The following is a 16,075-nucleotide window of genomic DNA, read 5'->3' on the forward strand; positions in this document are numbered from 1 at the left end:
TCGACAAGAGGCAAAAGGAGGGGAGAAACCATGTTATATCAGATTAGTTTTTCGGCAGATGGAGAGCAGGTGCAGGTCATGAAATATACGTCGACCCAAGACACCCCCATAGCCGTTTTGGAAGAGTTCTTTCGCGAGCATGTTCAAGTGAATCCTGAGTCCCTAAAAGGAATTGGGATCGTCAGGATTGGTGGGTAGCATGGCCTGTCAGGGATGTGATTATGAAAAAGCCTGCCAAAAGAAAATGACAGTCAATGACATCGTGTTGTCAGCAAAGGAACAGGATGTCGTGCCTATGACTTGTCGTTGTGTGGTTCATGACATTTGCCGCGATTGCCAATGGTACATCAAGCGTCAGTGTGCTTCATGGAAGATTTTGAATGGAAAAGTATTCACCGCTGGTACCTTGCAAACTTGTCCGAAAAAAATTTTGAAAGCTGGTTGCTAAAACCCTCCTCCAATTACCTAGTGTGATAGAGCAACTGTGAATAGGAGCATGAGGAGGGGGATGAAGTTCATGACAGATCAACTTCACCAAATGGACGAGTTATTTTTCGCAGGGAAAGTCGATGATTTTTTGCAGAAGGCAAAGGAAAACTGTGAAGCCAAGCTGACCGGAATGACGTTTGCAGGAATGACTCATGATGATGTCGTTCAGGAGGTTCTCTTAAAGGTATATCGCACGATGAAGGATTACGACCAGGAAAAAGCCAGAGTGACTACCTTTGTCGATCATGTGATTACGAATAAAATTCGCGACTGCTTGCGAAAAGCCGGCACGCAAAAAAACCTGACAAACAGTAATGCAGTTCTTGTTTCTGATGGAGATGAGAATGAAGAGGAAACAATGATCAGCCGTATTGCTGCTCCGATTGAGGAGTTTCGATATGAGGAAGTAGAAATGATGATCGACATTATGGAGTATATGAAGCTGTCCACGCGAGACAAACTGATTCTCCAGATGAGAAGCGAAGGCTATTACCACGAGGAAATTGGCCAGAGATTCAATATCAGCAAGGAAAGAGTGTGTCAAATCATCAAGGCGATTTTGAAGCAGTACGGTGAGCTGTGAACATACACAAATAATCGATGAAAAGGAATGATCCAGCATGGCAGTTTTGTTGAAAAAGATGAATGAGGAATTGACCGAGGAGCTTGCCCATCAGGTCATTGGAAAATATGTACACGTTCCGACCAATATGCATACAACGCCTACAGCCGAAGGTGGAGAAGAAGAGGTAAATATTTGGTTCGGCGGTTGTGTAGCGGGCATTGAAAAAGCAGTCATTGCCTTCGATTACGAAAAGCAGGAGTTTCGTGAGGAGCCATTGACCTACACAAACTTTTTGCTGACAGACGGTATGGGGTACACAGTGAACCGACTCCATTCCGAGATTTACGAGATTACAAAGGAAGAATTCGAGCAAATGCTGGCAGATCATTTGGCTACTCAGGCTGCTGAACTTGAAGCAGAGAAAAAGCTTCGCGAAGCAGCAGAGGAAATCTCGACAAAAGAGGAGACGATGTAGCGCCATGAGACAACCCACGATTGTCGCTTTCGAAGGAATTGACGCCAACGCGAAGGAAGCCCAAGCGGCGTTACTGGAAGAAAATTTGCGATGCCTCGGATATAAAGTGAAAAGAGTATCGTTTCCACGTTTAGATACCCCAATCGGAGCGGTCATTGGCATGTGGCTTCGCTGCGAAATTGAGCTGGATGAGAAAGCGGTAGGTAAGCTTTTTGAAGCGGATTTTCTGGACTACCAGCGAGAAATGGCGAGGATTTCGAAGGATAATGTTGATTTTATCATCATTGATCATTACGAACTGTCCAATTATTACTTCTTCTATATAAAAGATACTCCTCTTTCCTGGTATGCCACGATGAGTGATTTGACGAAGCGACCTGATGCAACCTTTTTTCTGCGAACCGAAGTAGATGCGAATCATGCCATGCTGCAAAAGGTGCAGGAAGCCTATCTTTCCCTTGCTGATGCTTCGCGCCGATCGGTTTATGCGCTGGATACGGCAATTGGAGTGGAGAGAATGCAGAAAAACATTCTGCAAGCAGTCCATCAGCTACATCTGAAAAAGCGAGTTACGTGCTAACAAAATTAATCGCTATTGTTGCCGCAGTGTTCATTCCCGCAAATGCTGTACTGCCAGCCGTAGAAAAGGGACTGTCGGAAGCTCATCCTGTGATGAAACTGGCCAGGGACACCGATAGGCAGTTGCATAGAAAAAAGGAGCTTTCAAACGTAATCACACAGGTTGCACCGAGACTTGATAAAGCTACAGTCGAGCTATATACAGAAACGATTTTTAAACTATCCAAGCAATACGAAATAGATCCGGTTTTAATCATGGCGATGATCTGGCAGGAAAGCCGTTTTCAGCACGACGCGATCTCCGGCAAGGGGGCAAGAGGATTATTACAAATCATGCCGCGCACAGGAAGCTGGCTGGGAGTTCACCCTGATGACCTGTTTGATCCAGTGATCAATCTACAAACAGGTATCAAGTATTTGGATCTCTTGCAAAAGAAATATGGAAACCTTCGTTTAAGTATCATCGCCTACAACCAAGGTGAGGGAAATGTCGACCGAAAACGATATCACGATGGCTACTATACAAAAGTCATGACCCATTACAAAAAAATGAACGGCTTATTAAGAGAATCATAAAGATAGGCTGGGAGGAGGTATTATGAGTGAACATGCCGTGTTCGTAAAACAGAGATTGGGCAAGAAAAAAGAACAATATTCCTTGTATAACATGGAAAATATTCGCCGCTGCAAGGAAGACAGTGAGTATCTTGGGGAAGTTATACTCGCAAATGAAGAGCTCATTTGGCATTCCGTGCACAAATATATCGGAAAGCCGGAGACATTAGTGAAGCAATATTGTTTGGAAAAAGCGGATATCTTGCAATTGGGGAGAATGGGAATCATCAAGGCAATCAAAGCCTTTGATATAGCAAGAGGCGTGAAGTTTTCGTCCTTTGCAGTCATAACGATTGTGAGGGAGATCAACTGCTTTTTGCGAGATAGCGGAAATATTGTACGGCCGACTAGAACGGCAACAACAATTCTCCATCACATCAGTAAAATAGAGGCAGACCTGGGATATCTTCCGTCAAATGAAGAATTGTCCGTACTGTTGGGTGAAAATGTGGAACAGATCAAAAAAGCGTTGGACGTCGGTAGACCTGTGAAGTATTTACAAGAGCCATACTTGAAGGCACCCACTTCGAGCCATGAAGCAGCCACTGCTATGGATGTCTTGAAGGACGAAGGACGAGACGTGGAAGAGTACGTGCTGGACAAGCTATATGTTACTGCTTTGCTTGCGCAACTGCAAAATCAAATCTCATCAAAAGAATGGCAAGTCCTGCAACTAAGGATGGCAGGCTACAATCAGACGCAAACAGCAGATTTTTTAAATGTATCCCAAATGTGTGTATCAAGAACTATGAAGAAAATCCAGAATATTTCGAAAAATAAACTTTCCTAATCTTATTTTTCAATCCCCACCCAAATAGGAGATAATGTAGGAGCACTCCTATTATGAAAAGAGGTCGATCACAATATGAAATACTACCGACTCGGTGGCAGTGGATTGAAGGTATCAGCATTGGGATTAGGCACGAACTCATTCGGAGGGCGTGCGGATGAGCAAACGTCAGTAAGCATCATTCATACCGCAATCGAAAACGGGATTACCTTTATTGATACGGCAAATATTTACACGCAAACAGAATCGGAGCGAATTATCGGGCTGGCGCTGGAAGGGAAGCGGCACGAGGTCGTTTTGGCGACGAAGGCTGGTTTGGTAAAAGGCGAAGGACCGAATCAGAGAGGCTCATCACGCTATCACCTGATGCTGGAGCTGGAGAACAGCTTGAAGCGTTTGCGCACCGATTATGTGGACTTATATCAAATTCATACGTTTGATCCAGAGACGCCTTTGGAAGAAACACTCCGTGCACTTGATGACATGGTTCGATCCGGGAAGGTGCGTTACATCGGGGCTTCCAACTATGCGGCTTGGGAATTGATGAAGGCAATTGGCATCAGTCAGCGGGAAGGGCTGAATCGATACGTATCGACGCAGGTGAGCTACTCGTTGGCAGATCGGACACCGGAGCGTGAACTCGTACCGCTTTGTCTTGACCAGGGGGTGGGGATTATTCCGTACTTCCCGCTTGCTGGCGGAATTTTGACAGGCAAATATACCTCCGCAGAACAGACTCCAGCTGGTTCGCGGGCGGACAAGGAGCCGCGCTTCGTCCGGTTGTTAAGTGAAGACAAGCTGGAGTTTGGACGCAAGATCACTCAGGTAGCGGCGGAGCTTGGTGTATCCTCCAGTGTGCTGTCCTTGGCTTGGCTCATGCACAAACCGGCTGTCTCTTCGGTGATCGTGGGCGCGACCAGTGTAGGGCAGCTTACGGATAATTTGCAAAGTGCAGCGGTGACACTGGATGAAGCGACCTTGGCAGAGCTGGACCGATTGAGTGACACGTATCGATACGGGGAACCATTTGCCGTATATCGTTTGCCATAACAATGGGAACAGTTGTCGACTAGCATGTTCAGTTCCAAAGCCTCCTTGAATAGGGGGCTTTTTTGCGTCAGCATAGACCCCGGAGCCATGAGGGATAGTAAACATATCCCGAACTGGAAAAAGAGTGATTCGAAATGATGGATACAGAAAAACAACCTGCGCTTTTTCATTGCTCGTTGGACGAAAATCTGGAAAAGGTGAAGAAAGAGCTGGGCAACAGCACGGATCTCGTGACGCGGCAAGTCCGTCTAGAAGCAGTCGATCAGTTACTGGTGGGGATTTTGTACACCGAGGGTCTGGTCGATAAAAATATGATTAGCAGCTTCCTGGAGTCTCTCATGATCCATGCAAGAAAAACGGTTATCCCTACAGAGGCCGAGCGGGAAGTAGAGCCGTTGATGCTAATGAAGGATTTCCTGCTGACGATGGGCGGAGTGGAAGAGGTATATGACTTTGATCATTTGTATGATGCGATACTGACCGGGGATACCGTCATGCTGGTAGAGGGATATACATACGGCTTTATCATCAATACGAAGCAGTGGGAAGATCGTGGGGTACAAGAGCCTTCCGTGCAGACAGTGGTCCGCGGCTCTAGAGAAGCGTTTTCGGAAAACCTCCGGACCAATACGGCATTGGTGCGCCGACGGATCAATAATCGCAATCTATGGTTGGAGACCGTACAGGTTGGGGAGATGACCCAAACCAAAGTCGCGATGATGTATATAAAAGGAGTCGTGCAGGACAGCGTAGTGACAGAAGTGAGAGAGCGGCTTGGGCAGATCAAGATCGACGGTATTTTGGAGAGCGGTAACATCGAGGAATTAATACAGGATCATACCTTTACTCCGTTTCCGACGGTTTACAATACAGAGCGTCCAGACTCGGTTGCAGCTGGGCTATTGGAAGGGCGCGTCGCCATTCTGGTGGACGGTACACCGATTGTTTTGTTGGTACCAGCTGTCTTTGTCCAATTTTTCCAGTCCCCAGAGGACTATTACATGCGTGCAGATTTTGGGATCCTGCGTATTTTGCGGCTTATTTCTTTCTTTGTCGCTTTGCTTGGTCCATCCATTTATGTTGCCATTACCACCTTTCATCAGGAAATGCTGCAAACGAATCTGATCATGAGCATTGCTGCCCAACGTGAAGGAGTGCCATTCCCTGCTGCAGTAGAGGCGATGTTAATGGAGTTTACTTTTGAAATGCTGCGAGAGGCAGGGGTACGCATGCCGAGGGCGGTCGGGTCCGCGATTTCCATCGTGGGAGCACTCGTGCTGGGGGAAGCTGCCGTGCAGGCAGGACTGGTTTCACCCGCTACCGTCATCGTCGTTTCCATTACGGCTATCACCAGCTTTGTCTTCCCTTCCTTTTCCATGTCCATTCCGATTCGCCTGTTGCGGTTCGGCTTGATAGCGCTTGCCGCCAGCTTTGGTTTTATCGGCATATTTGTGGGGATGATCGCCTTGTGCATTCACCTGTGCACCTTGCGCTCGTTTGGTGTCCCGTATATGGCTCCGCTTGCCCCTATGAATCTGGCTGATCAAAAGGACACACTGCTTCGGATTCCGATCTGGATGATGCATACGCGTCCCCATTTTTTGCGCCAGAAAAACAGCGTCAGAGAACGAAAAAGTAAAATATAGCGCAAGTATCGTGCCGATGTGATGATAAATTATTAGCCGAGGTGGAGACGGCATGAAACGAAAAGGTGTGTTACTCCTTACCCTGACTCTTCTCGTTTTTTTGACAGGCTGCTGGAACCGCAGAGAATTGAATGACTTGGCGATCGTCATGGGGACAGGTATCGACAAGATTAACGGAGAGTACGTGATTTCCGCCCAAATCGTCAATCCTGGAGCGGTAGCGTCAACAAACAGTGGGAAGATAAGCCAATCAGCTGTTGCCACTTACAGTATGCGGGGATCGAGCATTTTTGAGGGAATCCGGAGAATGACGACGGAAACGCCTAGAAGGCTGTATTTTTCCCATATCCAGGTGCTGGTTTTGGGGGAGCAGGTAGCAAGAGAAGGGATAAAAGAAGCGCTGGACTTGTTGTTTCGTGATCATGAGGTTCGACCCGATTTTTATGTCATTCTGGCGAAGGATACAACAGCTCTTCAAATCCTCAGCATGATCGACCCGTTGGAAAAAATTCCCGCTACGAAGCTCTATAAAAGCTTGGAAACGGGAGAGAAAGCTTGGGGGTCGATTGTCTCCATGAGATTGGATGAAGTTATTGCTGATTTGCTCCGGGAAGGTGTAGAGCCGGTTCTGGTAGGCGCTACGCTGAAAGGGAGGGTACAAACGGGTACAACCGATATAAGCTCCCAAAAAGATAGCCAGCCCAATCTGTTGAAGTACCAGGACATTGGGGTCTTCAAAAAAGATAAGCTGCTGGGTTGGTTGAACGAAGAGGAGAGCATCGGATTCAGCTATATCACAGACAAAGTGGACAGTACAGTAGAAGAAATTCCTTGTGACAAAAAACATAAAATCGATATTGAGATCATTCGGAGCAAAACAACAGTCAACGGGAAGGTGAAGAATGGCAACCCGCAAATAGAAATCAGTGTGTCGGCAGAAGGGAATGTAGGCGAGGTGGCGTGTCCGAAAGATTTGTCCAATCCCCAAACCATTTACAAATTGGAGGCGGATGTGGAAAAGAGAATCAGGGAGAAAATCGTAAGTGCCATCCATAAAGCGCAAAAGCAATACCATTCCGATGTTTTTGGATTTGGGCAGTCGATCTACCACAATGACCCTAAAGGCTGGGAGAAGGTAAAGGAAGATTGGGATTCCGAATTCACCGACCTGAACGTGAAGATAAAAGTGGACGTCAGGCTCAGGCGGACTGGAAAGGTGGGCAATTCGTTTATTCCTTTCATCAAAAAGGATTAGAGCATAACTTTTTCCATCTGGGGAAATGGTAAAGGTATTCCAGCGAAAAAGTAGGTGCGCCGCATAGCATGTGGACCATCATAATGATTTTGCTGATCAGCCTACTGATTGCCCTCGTTGAGGTGCCTTATTTGAGAAGGAACGCGATGAAGAAGGAAATGCTGGTTTTCTTCATTTTGCTTGTAGTCGGGACGGGACTTGGCATAGCCGAATCGCTTGAGGTCAATATTCCGAACCCGTTGGACTGGATCACATTTGTCTATAAACCATTCAGCGACTTCATTTATGGAATTGTGGAATGAAGCAGTAGCCAGCAGTGAGGCGGGGGAGCGAGAGGGATTGATTAACAACGGTCATATTAGCGCAAGGCAATTCATGATACTCGTGACGCTTTTTGCGATTGGCGACGCGATTTTGTACGTTCCCTCCCTTACTGCTACCGCTGCCAAGCAAGATGCGTGGATCTCCGCCCTCATAGGGTGGGGGGAAGGCTTTCTTTTGACCTATCTGTATATTTCGCTTAGCATGCGCTACCCGAACAAGTCGATCTTTCAGTACAGCGAGGATATATTGGGAAAATGGATGGGGAAAGTGGTGGCTATTCTGTTTATCACTTATTTCTTCATCGACGCTTCGCTTATGCTGATGGAGATTGGCGATTTTGTCACGACACAGATTATGCAGGAGACCCCCATCGAAATTATTCTTGTCCTTTTTACAGTGATCATCGTCATGGGGGTTCGCAGTGGAGCAGAAGTCTTTTCTCGGGTAAGTGAGCTGTTGTTTCCGTATTTTCTGTTGCTGTTCTTTGTCTTAATCGTATTTATCTCCCCCCAGATTCAAATAGAAAATGTGAAGCCTGTCCTTGCGCATGGCATGGCGCCTATATTTGGGGGGAACTTCCGGTACATGGGTTATTTGCTGGAGACAGTCATTCTAATCGTGATGTTTCCCTTGGTAAAGCGGCCAGCGCGTGCCGCCAAAGCCTATATCTTGGGCAGCCTTTTTTCTAATTTCTTCCTGACGATGATTACCTCTGTGGCAATCTTGGTCCTGGGTGCTGATATTACCGTACTGCTTGCCTACCCAAGCTACACACTTGCGCAAAAAATCAGTATCGGTAATTTTTTTGAGCGAATCGAAGTGTTGATGGCCGTTATCTGGTTTATTACGCTCTTTGTCAAAATTACCATTTGCTTTTATGCGACGAGCCGTGGAATCGCATATACGCTGGGGTTGCGGGATTACCGCCAATTGACATTTCCGCTGGGAATGATCATGATCGTGGTGGCATTGGCAACGATGCCTAACCGCCCTTATTTTGATACTTTCGTTTCAGAAATTTGGATGCCTTATTCCCTAACGTACGGTTTGTTCTTGCCCGTTCTCCTATTGAGTGTGGGGGCCCTAAGAAGAAAAAAAACAGTCTGCTAGAACTGCGGCAGACTGTTTTTTTCTGACTACGAATGAATTGTTTTACTCAGCAGCCATGCTGCTTTCTTTCAAGATAACGTCATGTGCGCCGCCTTCTACCAGGCTAGTAGCAGAGATGACGGTGATTCGCGCTTTTTGCTGAAGCTCTGAGATGGAGAGCGAACCGCAATTGCACATGGTCGATTTGATTTTGCTCAAGGTGCGGTCCATGTTCTCGCGAAGGCTTCCCGCGTATGGTACGTAGGAGTCTACGCCTTCTTCAAAGACGAGACTGCTTTTGCCGCCAGTGTCATAGCGTTGCCAGTTGCGAGCGCGGTTCGAGCCTTCTCCCCAGTATTCTTTCACGAAGTTGTTGCCGATCTTCACTTTTTTGGTCGGGCTTTCGTCGAAGCGGGCGAAGTAACGTCCCAGCATGACAAAGTCTGCACCCATAGCCAAAGCCAGTGTCACATGGTAGTCGTGTACGATTCCGCCGTCGGAGCAGAGCGGGACGTAAATGCCTGTTTCCTTGAAGTACTCGTCGCGAGCTGCTGCCACTTCAATGAGGGAAGAGGCTTGGCCGCGTCCAATTCCTTTTTGTTCGCGGGTAATGCAGATGGAGCCGCCGCCAATCCCTACTTTAATGAAATCTGCGCCAGATTCCACAAGGTAGCGGAAGCCTTCCTTATCGACGACGTTACCTGCACCGATCGGAACATTGAAGTTTTCTTTTACATATTGAACCGTCTCGCGTTGCCATTCGCTGAAGCCGTCAGAGGAGTCGATGACCAGAATGTCAACGCCTGCTTCCACCAACGCAGGGACGCGCTCCTTGTAGTCCTTTGTATTGATACCGGCACCTACGATATAGCTCTTGTTCGCGTCCAAAAGGGACAGCGGATTGTTTTTGCGGGAATCGTAGTCCTTGCGGAAAACGAGGAAGTCGAGATTTTGATTTTCGTCTACGATTGGCAAGCAGTTGAGCTTGTGCTCCCAGATCAGGTCGTTGGCTTCGGAGAGCGTGATGCCGGATTTGCCATAGATCAGCTTCGAGAATGGTGTCATGATGTCGCTGACGAGTTTGTCCTGAGAGTCGCGGCTGATGCGATAATCGCGACCTGTTACGATTCCGAGCAGCTTGCCTTTTGCCGTACCATCTTCCGTAATGGCAACGGTGGAGTGGCCTGTCGCCTCTTTCAATTCCAAAATGTCTTTCAGCGTATGGCTTGGTGTGAGGTTGGAGCGGCTAACGACGAAACCAGCCTTGTAGCCTTTTGCTTTGCGAACCATGGTTGCTTGGCTCTCAACGGACTGGGAGCCAAAAATAAACGAAATACCGCCACATCTAGCCAATGCGACCGCCATATGATGGTCGGAAACTGCTTGCATGACTGCGGATGAGAACGGTATGTTTAGTGTGATGGCAGGCTTTTCACCTTTTTTATACTTGGTAATCGGAGTGGATAAGTCCACATTGTTCGGTGTGCATTCTTTTGTGGTGAGATTTGGCAACAGCAAAAACTCATTAAACGTCCGAGATGGTTCTGTGTAATAAAAAGCCACGATTCTCTCCTCCTAGGTGAAGTTGGTCTCCATTTTTTGAACTGCCTCTTTATTAGAGAAATTTTTACCATGGTAACCGTGAAGTTCGACAACGTCAATAGGGAATTGATAGAAGGAGTGATTTCTTTGTTAATATTGCGAACAGGTCATGAACAACTTCAGCTTTTGGAGCAAATTTCGTTAGAAGATTCGTATATTTTGTACGGGAATATGTACTTGCGAACGGAGAGGAGCGTCGTCGTAACGGACAGCGTCCAAGGAGAAGTAACCGCCATCGGGTCTTACTTGAAAGGAATGCCGTTTCATGCATTTTCTCTTCATGTGGTAGAGGGGGATGAAAATTACGAGGTGGAGCCGATGCTCTCCTATATGAAAGAAGTGCTAAATGGCAGCCTGTCAGATGGACAAAAGGGCGTGATAGCACTAGCAGAGCCTCTCCTGACGCGCGTACAGATTCCGAATACAATCGACACACGTACCATGCATCTGATGAAACTAACAGATCCAGAGCATCTTTTACCTGCGGGAGAATCACGAATACTGGAGTTATCCGAAGCACAGATCGTGGAGAATATGGCGGCAGAGCTCGGCATGATTAGTTTCCGGGCGGAGGAAGTAGCAGAAATGCCACACATCGCGCTCTTTTCAGAAGGTGGCGAGCCAATGGCCGTAGCAGGCTTTCATGTCTATGACGAAGCCTACGTAGAAATCGGGAACATTGGAACATCAGTTCATCATCGACAAAAAGGGTTGGGTACGCAAATCAGCTCAGATATTTCCCGGATTGGCTTGGAGAAGTCTGCGAATGTTTATTTGATGGTCTTTACGGATAATCCCGCTGCGATGCACGTATATGAGAAGCTCGGATTTGTCACGGTATCTTCTTACGCTTTTATTGAATTTCTCCTTTAGAATAGAAAAAGAGAGGACAAGTGTCCTCTCCTAATGCGTGTTCAAAAAGTTGGCTTTTCAGTACCGAGAAGATGGCGAGAACCGAACGAAGGAGGAGCGGAGTGTGGTCAACTACATGAGCACCGGACTTCGGAGGTGAACGCCATATTCGATGTCGATTATGCTTTCTGGACTACTTCGTGATCAAAAGACGACTTTTTGAACAACCTTTTATCAGTTCAATCGGCCTTTGAATTCAACAGGTACGATCATCGTAAAGCAAGGTCCATCTGGATCGTTGCGGGCATCAATCGTCCCTTTATGTGCTTCCAAGACGGCACGGGCAATAGCGAGTCCAAGCCCATGCTTGCCCGACTTTCCTTTGCGGAAACGCTGGAACAAGTTCGGCAGCAGCGCCTCCTCAATAGGTGGCCCATCATTGGAAATCGCGACGACGACGCTTTTTCCCGCGTGCCTCCCTGTGATGGTAAGTCGGCTTTTGGCGTAGCGCAGTTGATTCTCCATGATATTGACGAACGCAGTGCTCAATTGCTCGCCGTCTCCCTCCACGATCAAGTCGGCTGCCAGATTTAACTCCCACTCGATTTGCGGATTGAGCACGGAGAGCCGCTGCTTCAACAGGTGCATCATCTCTGACAGGTCGACGCGGTCGACTTGCATCATTTGAGAGACAGACTCGATCTTCGTGATATACAAGAGCTGTCCGACGACCTTTTCGAGGCGCTTGCTCTCCTCCATGATGATGGATAGCCCTTTTTCAGCCTGAGGGCCCTGGAAGACGCCTTCTATGAGTCCTTGCGTGTATCCTTGAATCGCCATGATCGGTGTTTTGAGTTCATGGGAAATATTTTGGACAAAATGCTGCTGTGACTCATCGTATTCCTTCAGTTGGTTCTTCATCATATCGAATGAGCGGGCGAGCTGTCCGATCTCATCTCCGCGATCCATCGCAAGCGGGATATCGAACTGACGACGAGCGATTTTTTTACACAGCTCTTCCAGTGTTCGCAGCGGTCTGCTCAAATATCCACTAAACCACACGGCCAAAAGCCAGCTGACGAGCAGCAGCAGACCAAACACGAGCAAAAACTGACGAGTCAAAATCGAATTGATCTGGTTGAGCTCCTGTTCCTTGGAGAACAGTACCATGTAATAGGGGAAGCCGTGGTAATCCATTTTTTTGCTGACGAACAAATAGCTCTCGTCTCCACGATCCAGCGAGCCATGCTGCAGCTTTTGGCTTGGGTATGTGGCTGCTTTTAGGAACAGCTCCTTGGAATCCTCATACGGAATGCGGCCATTGCTATTGCTCCGGCGCCCCAGCTCCTGACCGTTCTCTGCATAGACGATCATATCAAATGAGTACTCATAGCGTTGGAGCAAGAGCTGTAAAAAGTAAGGGGCCGCAGCCGGGACAGGCAGCAGCTCATTATGCTCGTTGAAGGAGATATGCTCAGATAGGGTGTAAAACTCTTCTTCCAAGAGCGAGTAAGTGTTGGATACCAGATACTGTTTGACAGCCATCGGATACCCGATGCCAAGGCCGACCCCGAGGACGCTTGTCAGGATCATGAACAAAATGAGGATTTGCCTGGAAATCGGCAGGTTTTTTAGTCGGAATTTGCTCATATACGCGTCATTCGGTAGCCGAAGCCATAGACCGTCTCCAATGGAAACTTGGGCATTTTCTTGCGGATGCGCTTCACCAAGTCATCGACAGCTCTGTCTGAGCCGATGTAGTCTTCTCCCCAGATAGAGGTCAGAATCTGCTCACGATTCAAGGCCAGACCTTGATTGTGCAAAAGGTAGACGATGAGCTCGAATTCTTTGGTGGTTAAATCAATGAGTTCGTCGCCTTCTTTTACTTGTCTGCCTTTTTCTGAGATCATATAAGGATCGACCGTTACCCAGTCTTGGAAGGTTTGGGTAGAGGAAGCAGCGGCACCAGGCTTCTCATAGGTGCGCTGGAGCAGCTTTTTCGCACGTATGACCAGTTCGCGAGGGAGAAATGGCTTCGCCAAGTAGTCGTCGCTGCCTAGTTCCAGTCCGATGATTTTATCGACATCCTGATCGCGAGCGGAGATGAAGATGATGGGAACATTCGACTTTTCGCGGATAAGACGCAAGAGCTCATAGCCGTCGATGTCGGGCATCATGATGTCCAATATCCATAAATGTGGCTGTGTTTCTTCATCAAGTAACGGCAAGACGTCCTTGCCGCTGGAAAACGCTTTCACCTGCAATCCAGCACTTTGCAAATACGATTGCAAGAGCTCCAACAGGTTCGTTTCATCGTCCACCAGATAGACGAGGTAGGGGGTATTCATAGATTTTGGCCTCGCTTTGCATCTGTTTTATATCAGTATTGTAGCATAGCCAAAAACGAGATGTGTGGCACGGACGTATGAGAATCGTGGAAAACGTGTGGAAGCAGGATTCCCCTGTATCCTTCTGGAAAAAGAAACAGGGAAAAAAAGACAACGAGAGATGGAAAGGAGCGATTCATATGAAACGAACAGTCAAATCGTCTCTCATGGTACTAGCCTTCATGCTCTTAACGACGGCCTGCGGTCAAAAGCCGGTGGACACCCAACCGAGTCCGCAGATACCTGAGCCGATTGTGCAAACGCCACCGGAAACGAATCAGCCCATCGAATACGCGTATAAGGCACCGATGACAGGACTTGGCAGTCACGAAAACCTGGGGAGCAAACGACCGATCATGGTGATGATCAACAACGCTCCGCCCGCACGTCCACAAACAGGCATCAACAAAGCGGACATGATTTATGAGGTATTGTCAGAAGGGGAAATGACCCGCTTTCTAGCGATATTCCAAAGCCAAAAACCGGAAGTAATCGGACCTGTCCGCAGTATCCGTCCTTATTTTATCCAGATCGGGACTGGTTTTGATGCGGTCCTCGTTCACGCGGGGGGAAGTCCGGATGCGCTGGAAGCCTTGGCGCGAAAAGACCTCAGTCATCTGGATGAAATCCCGAACGGTCAATACTTTTGGAGAGAAAAATTCCGCAAGATGCCACATAACCTGTACACCAAGCCAGAGCTCTTGGAAAAAGCGATGCAGGATAAAGGGATGCGTCAAACGGCAGAGGTGCCTCACTTTACGTTCCTGCCGGAGAATGCCGAGATCAAGGAAGGCGTGCCTGCAACACAGGTAGATCTGACTTTCCACTCATTGAATAAAGCTGCTTTTACATATGATGCCGAGCAAAAGAAATACATGCGCTTTACGGCAGGCAAGCCGCATTTGGACTTGAGCGACAAGAAACAGTTGTCCACGACTAATCTGTTGGTCATCTCCGCCAAACACCGCGTGCTGGATAAAGAAGGGCGTCTATCTGTCGATGTAATCGGTCCGGGGGACGGTTATTTGTTCCAGCAAGGAAAAGCGCGCAAGATCAAATGGAAGCGAAGCAATGGAGTCATCCGTGCCTATGAGGACGCGGCTTTGACGCAAGAAGTGCAGCTTCTGCCTGGAAATACCTGGGTGTCCATATTGCCGAACTCACCGGGTCTGTCGAAGTCCCTCCAGTTCCAGTAAGGATTAGGGCTTGCGGATGAAGGCGGTTTCTTCTAAGATAATTGTTGAAGCTTTAGTGCTTAAAAATTGTACAGTGAGAAACCGCTCGAAAGACGGACTATATAACAGAGGTGACAGACATGCAATTGGAAAAATTAAAAGGAAAAGGGCTCGAGCAGTTGTTTGAAGCTATTCTTTCCCTGGAAACGATGGAAGAGTGCTATCAATTTTTTGACGATCTGTGCACAGTGAACGAAATGCAGTCGCTCGCACAGCGTCTGGAAGTGGCGAGAATGCTCCGCAAAGGCTTTACTTACAATCAGATTGAAGCAGAGACCGGCGCAAGTACGGCGACTATTTCTCGCGTCAAACGCTGTTTGAACTATGGAAATGACGGATACCAGATGGCGCTTGAGCGGATCGGAAAATAGCTAGGAGGCAGGCAACGTTGATTGACTATCGTGGCTGGCGCCATACATTTAAACTAGACCCGGATAAAACAATCGATGACGAGGCCTTGGAGGCGATTTGCGAGTCCGGAACAGATGCGATCATTGTAGGCGGCACGTACGGTGTGACCTATGACAATACGCTCGAATTGATGTCGCGATTGCGTCGTTACGCAGTACCGGCTGTCTTGGAGATTTCCTCGCTGGATGCGGTCGTGCCGGGATTTGATTCGTACTTGATCCCGCTCGTATTGAACGCTGGCGATCCAGACTGGATTTTTGCTCCGCATGTATCGGGGCTTCAAGCGTTTGGCGCTTATATTCATTGGGATGAGATTATTACAGAAGGCTATATCATCGCCAATCCGGAAGCGGGCGTAGCACAGCTGACGAAAGCACGTCCGATTGCGGATGCCTCGCAGGCCAAAGCGTACGCGCAGGTAGCGACGAACATTTGCCGCTTGCCGATTGTCTACATGGAGTACAGCGGTACATACGGCGATCCGGCAATCGTGAAGGCTGCCAAGGCAGGCGCGGGCGAAGCCCACCTCTTTTATGGCGGCGGAATTCGTAACCCGGAGCAAGCGGCAGAAATGGCTGCGATTGCTGATACGGTTGTTGTAGGGAATGTCATTTATGATGATCTCGCTGCTGCATTGGCTACTGTGAAGGCCGTTAAGGGAACAAGCAACTAAAAAAGCCACCTCCCCAACTGGTCAAGGCCCCGTTTAGT

The 16,075-nt window shown here is 48.0% G+C and carries 19 protein-coding genes; 16 read left to right on the plus strand and 3 right to left on the minus strand.

Annotated features, from left to right (window positions below):
- The first annotated feature begins 30 nt into the window (after positions 1–30).
- The 12 genes from C7R91_RS29395 (at position 31) to C7R91_RS16385 (ending at position 8,898) form a co-directional block, all read left to right on the plus strand.
- Positions 31–198, plus strand: coding sequence for a hypothetical protein (locus C7R91_RS29395; RefSeq protein ID WP_017249762.1), 168 nt, complete (start codon positions 31–33; stop codon positions 196–198).
- A 1-nt stretch (position 199) separates the two neighbouring features.
- Positions 200–448 (plus strand): hypothetical protein, encoded by a 249-nt coding sequence (locus C7R91_RS16335; protein WP_047072267.1) that lies wholly within the window; start codon positions 200–202, stop codon positions 446–448.
- Positions 449–517: 69 nt separating this feature from the next.
- Positions 518–1,072 (plus strand): RNA polymerase sigma factor, encoded by a 555-nt coding sequence (locus tag C7R91_RS16340; RefSeq protein WP_047072266.1) that lies wholly within the window; start codon positions 518–520, stop codon positions 1,070–1,072.
- A gap of 37 nt (positions 1,073–1,109) precedes the next feature.
- A complete protein-coding gene (locus C7R91_RS16345; protein WP_047072265.1) occupies positions 1,110–1,529 on the plus strand; it encodes a hypothetical protein in 420 nt (139 codons plus the stop codon).
- Between the two features lie 4 nt (positions 1,530–1,533).
- A complete protein-coding gene (locus C7R91_RS16350; protein WP_047072264.1) occupies positions 1,534–2,109 on the plus strand; it encodes a dTMP kinase in 576 nt (191 codons plus the stop codon).
- On the plus strand, positions 2,103–2,684 hold the full coding sequence (locus C7R91_RS16355) for a lytic transglycosylase domain-containing protein (protein WP_047072263.1): 582 nt from the start codon (positions 2,103–2,105) through the stop codon (positions 2,682–2,684). The genes C7R91_RS16350 and C7R91_RS16355 overlap by 7 nt, the downstream gene beginning before the upstream one ends.
- Positions 2,685–2,706: 22 nt before the next feature.
- Complete coding sequence (locus C7R91_RS16360) at positions 2,707–3,513, plus strand: sigma-70 family RNA polymerase sigma factor (protein WP_047072262.1); 807 nt, start codon at positions 2,707–2,709, stop codon at positions 3,511–3,513.
- Between the two features lie 75 nt (positions 3,514–3,588).
- The gene (locus C7R91_RS16365) at positions 3,589–4,563 is read left to right on the plus strand and encodes an aldo/keto reductase (RefSeq protein WP_047072261.1); all 975 of its coding nucleotides are present in this window, start codon (positions 3,589–3,591) and stop codon (positions 4,561–4,563) included.
- Between the two features lie 134 nt (positions 4,564–4,697).
- Positions 4,698–6,209, plus strand: a complete 1,512-nt coding sequence (locus C7R91_RS16370; protein ID WP_047072260.1) for a spore germination protein — start codon at positions 4,698–4,700, stop codon at positions 6,207–6,209.
- A 52-nt stretch (positions 6,210–6,261) separates the two neighbouring features.
- On the plus strand, positions 6,262–7,464 hold the full coding sequence (locus C7R91_RS16375) for a Ger(x)C family spore germination protein (protein WP_047072259.1): 1,203 nt from the start codon (positions 6,262–6,264) through the stop codon (positions 7,462–7,464).
- A 68-nt stretch (positions 7,465–7,532) separates the two neighbouring features.
- Complete coding sequence (locus C7R91_RS16380; protein WP_047072258.1) at positions 7,533–7,766, plus strand: hypothetical protein; 234 nt, start codon at positions 7,533–7,535, stop codon at positions 7,764–7,766.
- Positions 7,750–8,898 carry a GerAB/ArcD/ProY family transporter gene (locus C7R91_RS16385; RefSeq protein WP_236697934.1) on the plus strand — a complete coding sequence of 383 codons (1,149 nt, stop codon included), beginning with the start codon at positions 7,750–7,752 and terminating at the stop codon, positions 8,896–8,898. The genes C7R91_RS16380 and C7R91_RS16385 overlap by 17 nt, the downstream gene beginning before the upstream one ends.
- Before the next feature lie 42 nt (positions 8,899–8,940).
- Here C7R91_RS16385 and C7R91_RS16390 read toward each other — a convergent pair whose 3' ends face one another.
- Positions 8,941–10,440 carry an IMP dehydrogenase gene (locus tag C7R91_RS16390; protein ID WP_047072257.1) on the minus strand — a complete coding sequence of 500 codons (1,500 nt, stop codon included), beginning with the start codon at positions 10,438–10,440 and terminating at the stop codon, positions 8,941–8,943.
- 117 nt (positions 10,441–10,557) lie between these two features.
- Between C7R91_RS16390 and C7R91_RS16395 the strand changes: the two genes are divergently transcribed.
- Entirely contained in the window at positions 10,558–11,352 is a 795-nt protein-coding gene (locus C7R91_RS16395) for a GNAT family N-acetyltransferase (protein ID WP_236697943.1), read from the plus strand.
- A gap of 213 nt (positions 11,353–11,565) precedes the next feature.
- On the opposite strand, the gene C7R91_RS16400 is transcribed toward C7R91_RS16395, so the two are convergent.
- Positions 11,566–12,981 carry a HAMP domain-containing sensor histidine kinase gene (locus tag C7R91_RS16400; RefSeq protein ID WP_047072255.1) on the minus strand — a complete coding sequence of 472 codons (1,416 nt, stop codon included), beginning with the start codon at positions 12,979–12,981 and terminating at the stop codon, positions 11,566–11,568.
- Complete coding sequence (locus C7R91_RS16405; protein ID WP_047072254.1) at positions 12,978–13,679, minus strand: response regulator transcription factor; 702 nt, start codon at positions 13,677–13,679, stop codon at positions 12,978–12,980. Before C7R91_RS16405 ends, C7R91_RS16400 begins: the two co-directional genes overlap by 4 nt.
- A 179-nt stretch (positions 13,680–13,858) precedes the next feature.
- Here C7R91_RS16405 and C7R91_RS16410 point away from each other — a divergent pair, with 179 nt between their 5' ends.
- From C7R91_RS16410 to pcrB, 3 genes are all read left to right on the plus strand, one after another.
- Positions 13,859–14,914 (plus strand): DUF3048 domain-containing protein, encoded by a 1,056-nt coding sequence (locus C7R91_RS16410; RefSeq protein WP_047072466.1) that lies wholly within the window; start codon positions 13,859–13,861, stop codon positions 14,912–14,914.
- Positions 14,915–15,033: 119 nt separating this feature from the next.
- Entirely contained in the window at positions 15,034–15,324 is a 291-nt protein-coding gene (locus C7R91_RS16415) for a YerC/YecD family TrpR-related protein (protein ID WP_047072253.1), read from the plus strand.
- A 17-nt stretch (positions 15,325–15,341) separates the two neighbouring features.
- Positions 15,342–16,037, plus strand: coding sequence for a heptaprenylglyceryl phosphate synthase (pcrB, locus tag C7R91_RS16420; RefSeq protein ID WP_047072252.1), 696 nt, complete (start codon positions 15,342–15,344; stop codon positions 16,035–16,037).
- Positions 16,038–16,075: the final 38 nt, after the last annotated feature.

The organism is Brevibacillus formosus, from assembly GCF_003013405.1.
Taxonomy (GTDB): Bacteria; Bacillota; Bacilli; order Brevibacillales; family Brevibacillaceae; genus Brevibacillus; species Brevibacillus formosus.

Excerpts from the sequence above, each read along its gene's own strand:
- C7R91_RS16415 (WP_047072253.1), top strand. The coding sequence starts at position 15,034 with ATGCAATTGGAAAAATTAAAAGGAAAAGGGCTCGAGCAGTTGTTTGAA.
- C7R91_RS16405 (WP_047072254.1), bottom strand. The coding sequence starts at position 13,679 with ATGAATACCCCCTACCTCGTCTATCTGGTGGACGATGAAACGAACCTG.
- C7R91_RS16365 (WP_047072261.1), top strand. The coding sequence starts at position 3,589 with ATGAAATACTACCGACTCGGTGGCAGTGGATTGAAGGTATCAGCATTG.
- C7R91_RS16340 (WP_047072266.1), top strand. The coding sequence starts at position 518 with ATGACAGATCAACTTCACCAAATGGACGAGTTATTTTTCGCAGGGAAA.
- C7R91_RS16380 (WP_047072258.1), top strand. The coding sequence starts at position 7,533 with ATGTGGACCATCATAATGATTTTGCTGATCAGCCTACTGATTGCCCTC.
- C7R91_RS16400 (WP_047072255.1), bottom strand. The coding sequence starts at position 12,981 with ATGAGCAAATTCCGACTAAAAAACCTGCCGATTTCCAGGCAAATCCTC.
- C7R91_RS29395 (WP_017249762.1), top strand. The coding sequence starts at position 31 with ATGTTATATCAGATTAGTTTTTCGGCAGATGGAGAGCAGGTGCAGGTC.
- C7R91_RS16345 (WP_047072265.1), top strand. The coding sequence starts at position 1,110 with ATGGCAGTTTTGTTGAAAAAGATGAATGAGGAATTGACCGAGGAGCTT.
- C7R91_RS16385 (WP_236697934.1), top strand. The coding sequence starts at position 7,750 with ATGGAATTGTGGAATGAAGCAGTAGCCAGCAGTGAGGCGGGGGAGCGA.
- C7R91_RS16410 (WP_047072466.1), top strand. The coding sequence starts at position 13,859 with ATGAAACGAACAGTCAAATCGTCTCTCATGGTACTAGCCTTCATGCTC.
- C7R91_RS16375 (WP_047072259.1), top strand. The coding sequence starts at position 6,262 with ATGAAACGAAAAGGTGTGTTACTCCTTACCCTGACTCTTCTCGTTTTT.
- C7R91_RS16350 (WP_047072264.1), top strand. The coding sequence starts at position 1,534 with ATGAGACAACCCACGATTGTCGCTTTCGAAGGAATTGACGCCAACGCG.
- C7R91_RS16335 (WP_047072267.1), top strand. The coding sequence starts at position 200 with ATGGCCTGTCAGGGATGTGATTATGAAAAAGCCTGCCAAAAGAAAATG.
- C7R91_RS16370 (WP_047072260.1), top strand. The coding sequence starts at position 4,698 with ATGATGGATACAGAAAAACAACCTGCGCTTTTTCATTGCTCGTTGGAC.
- C7R91_RS16360 (WP_047072262.1), top strand. The coding sequence starts at position 2,707 with ATGAGTGAACATGCCGTGTTCGTAAAACAGAGATTGGGCAAGAAAAAA.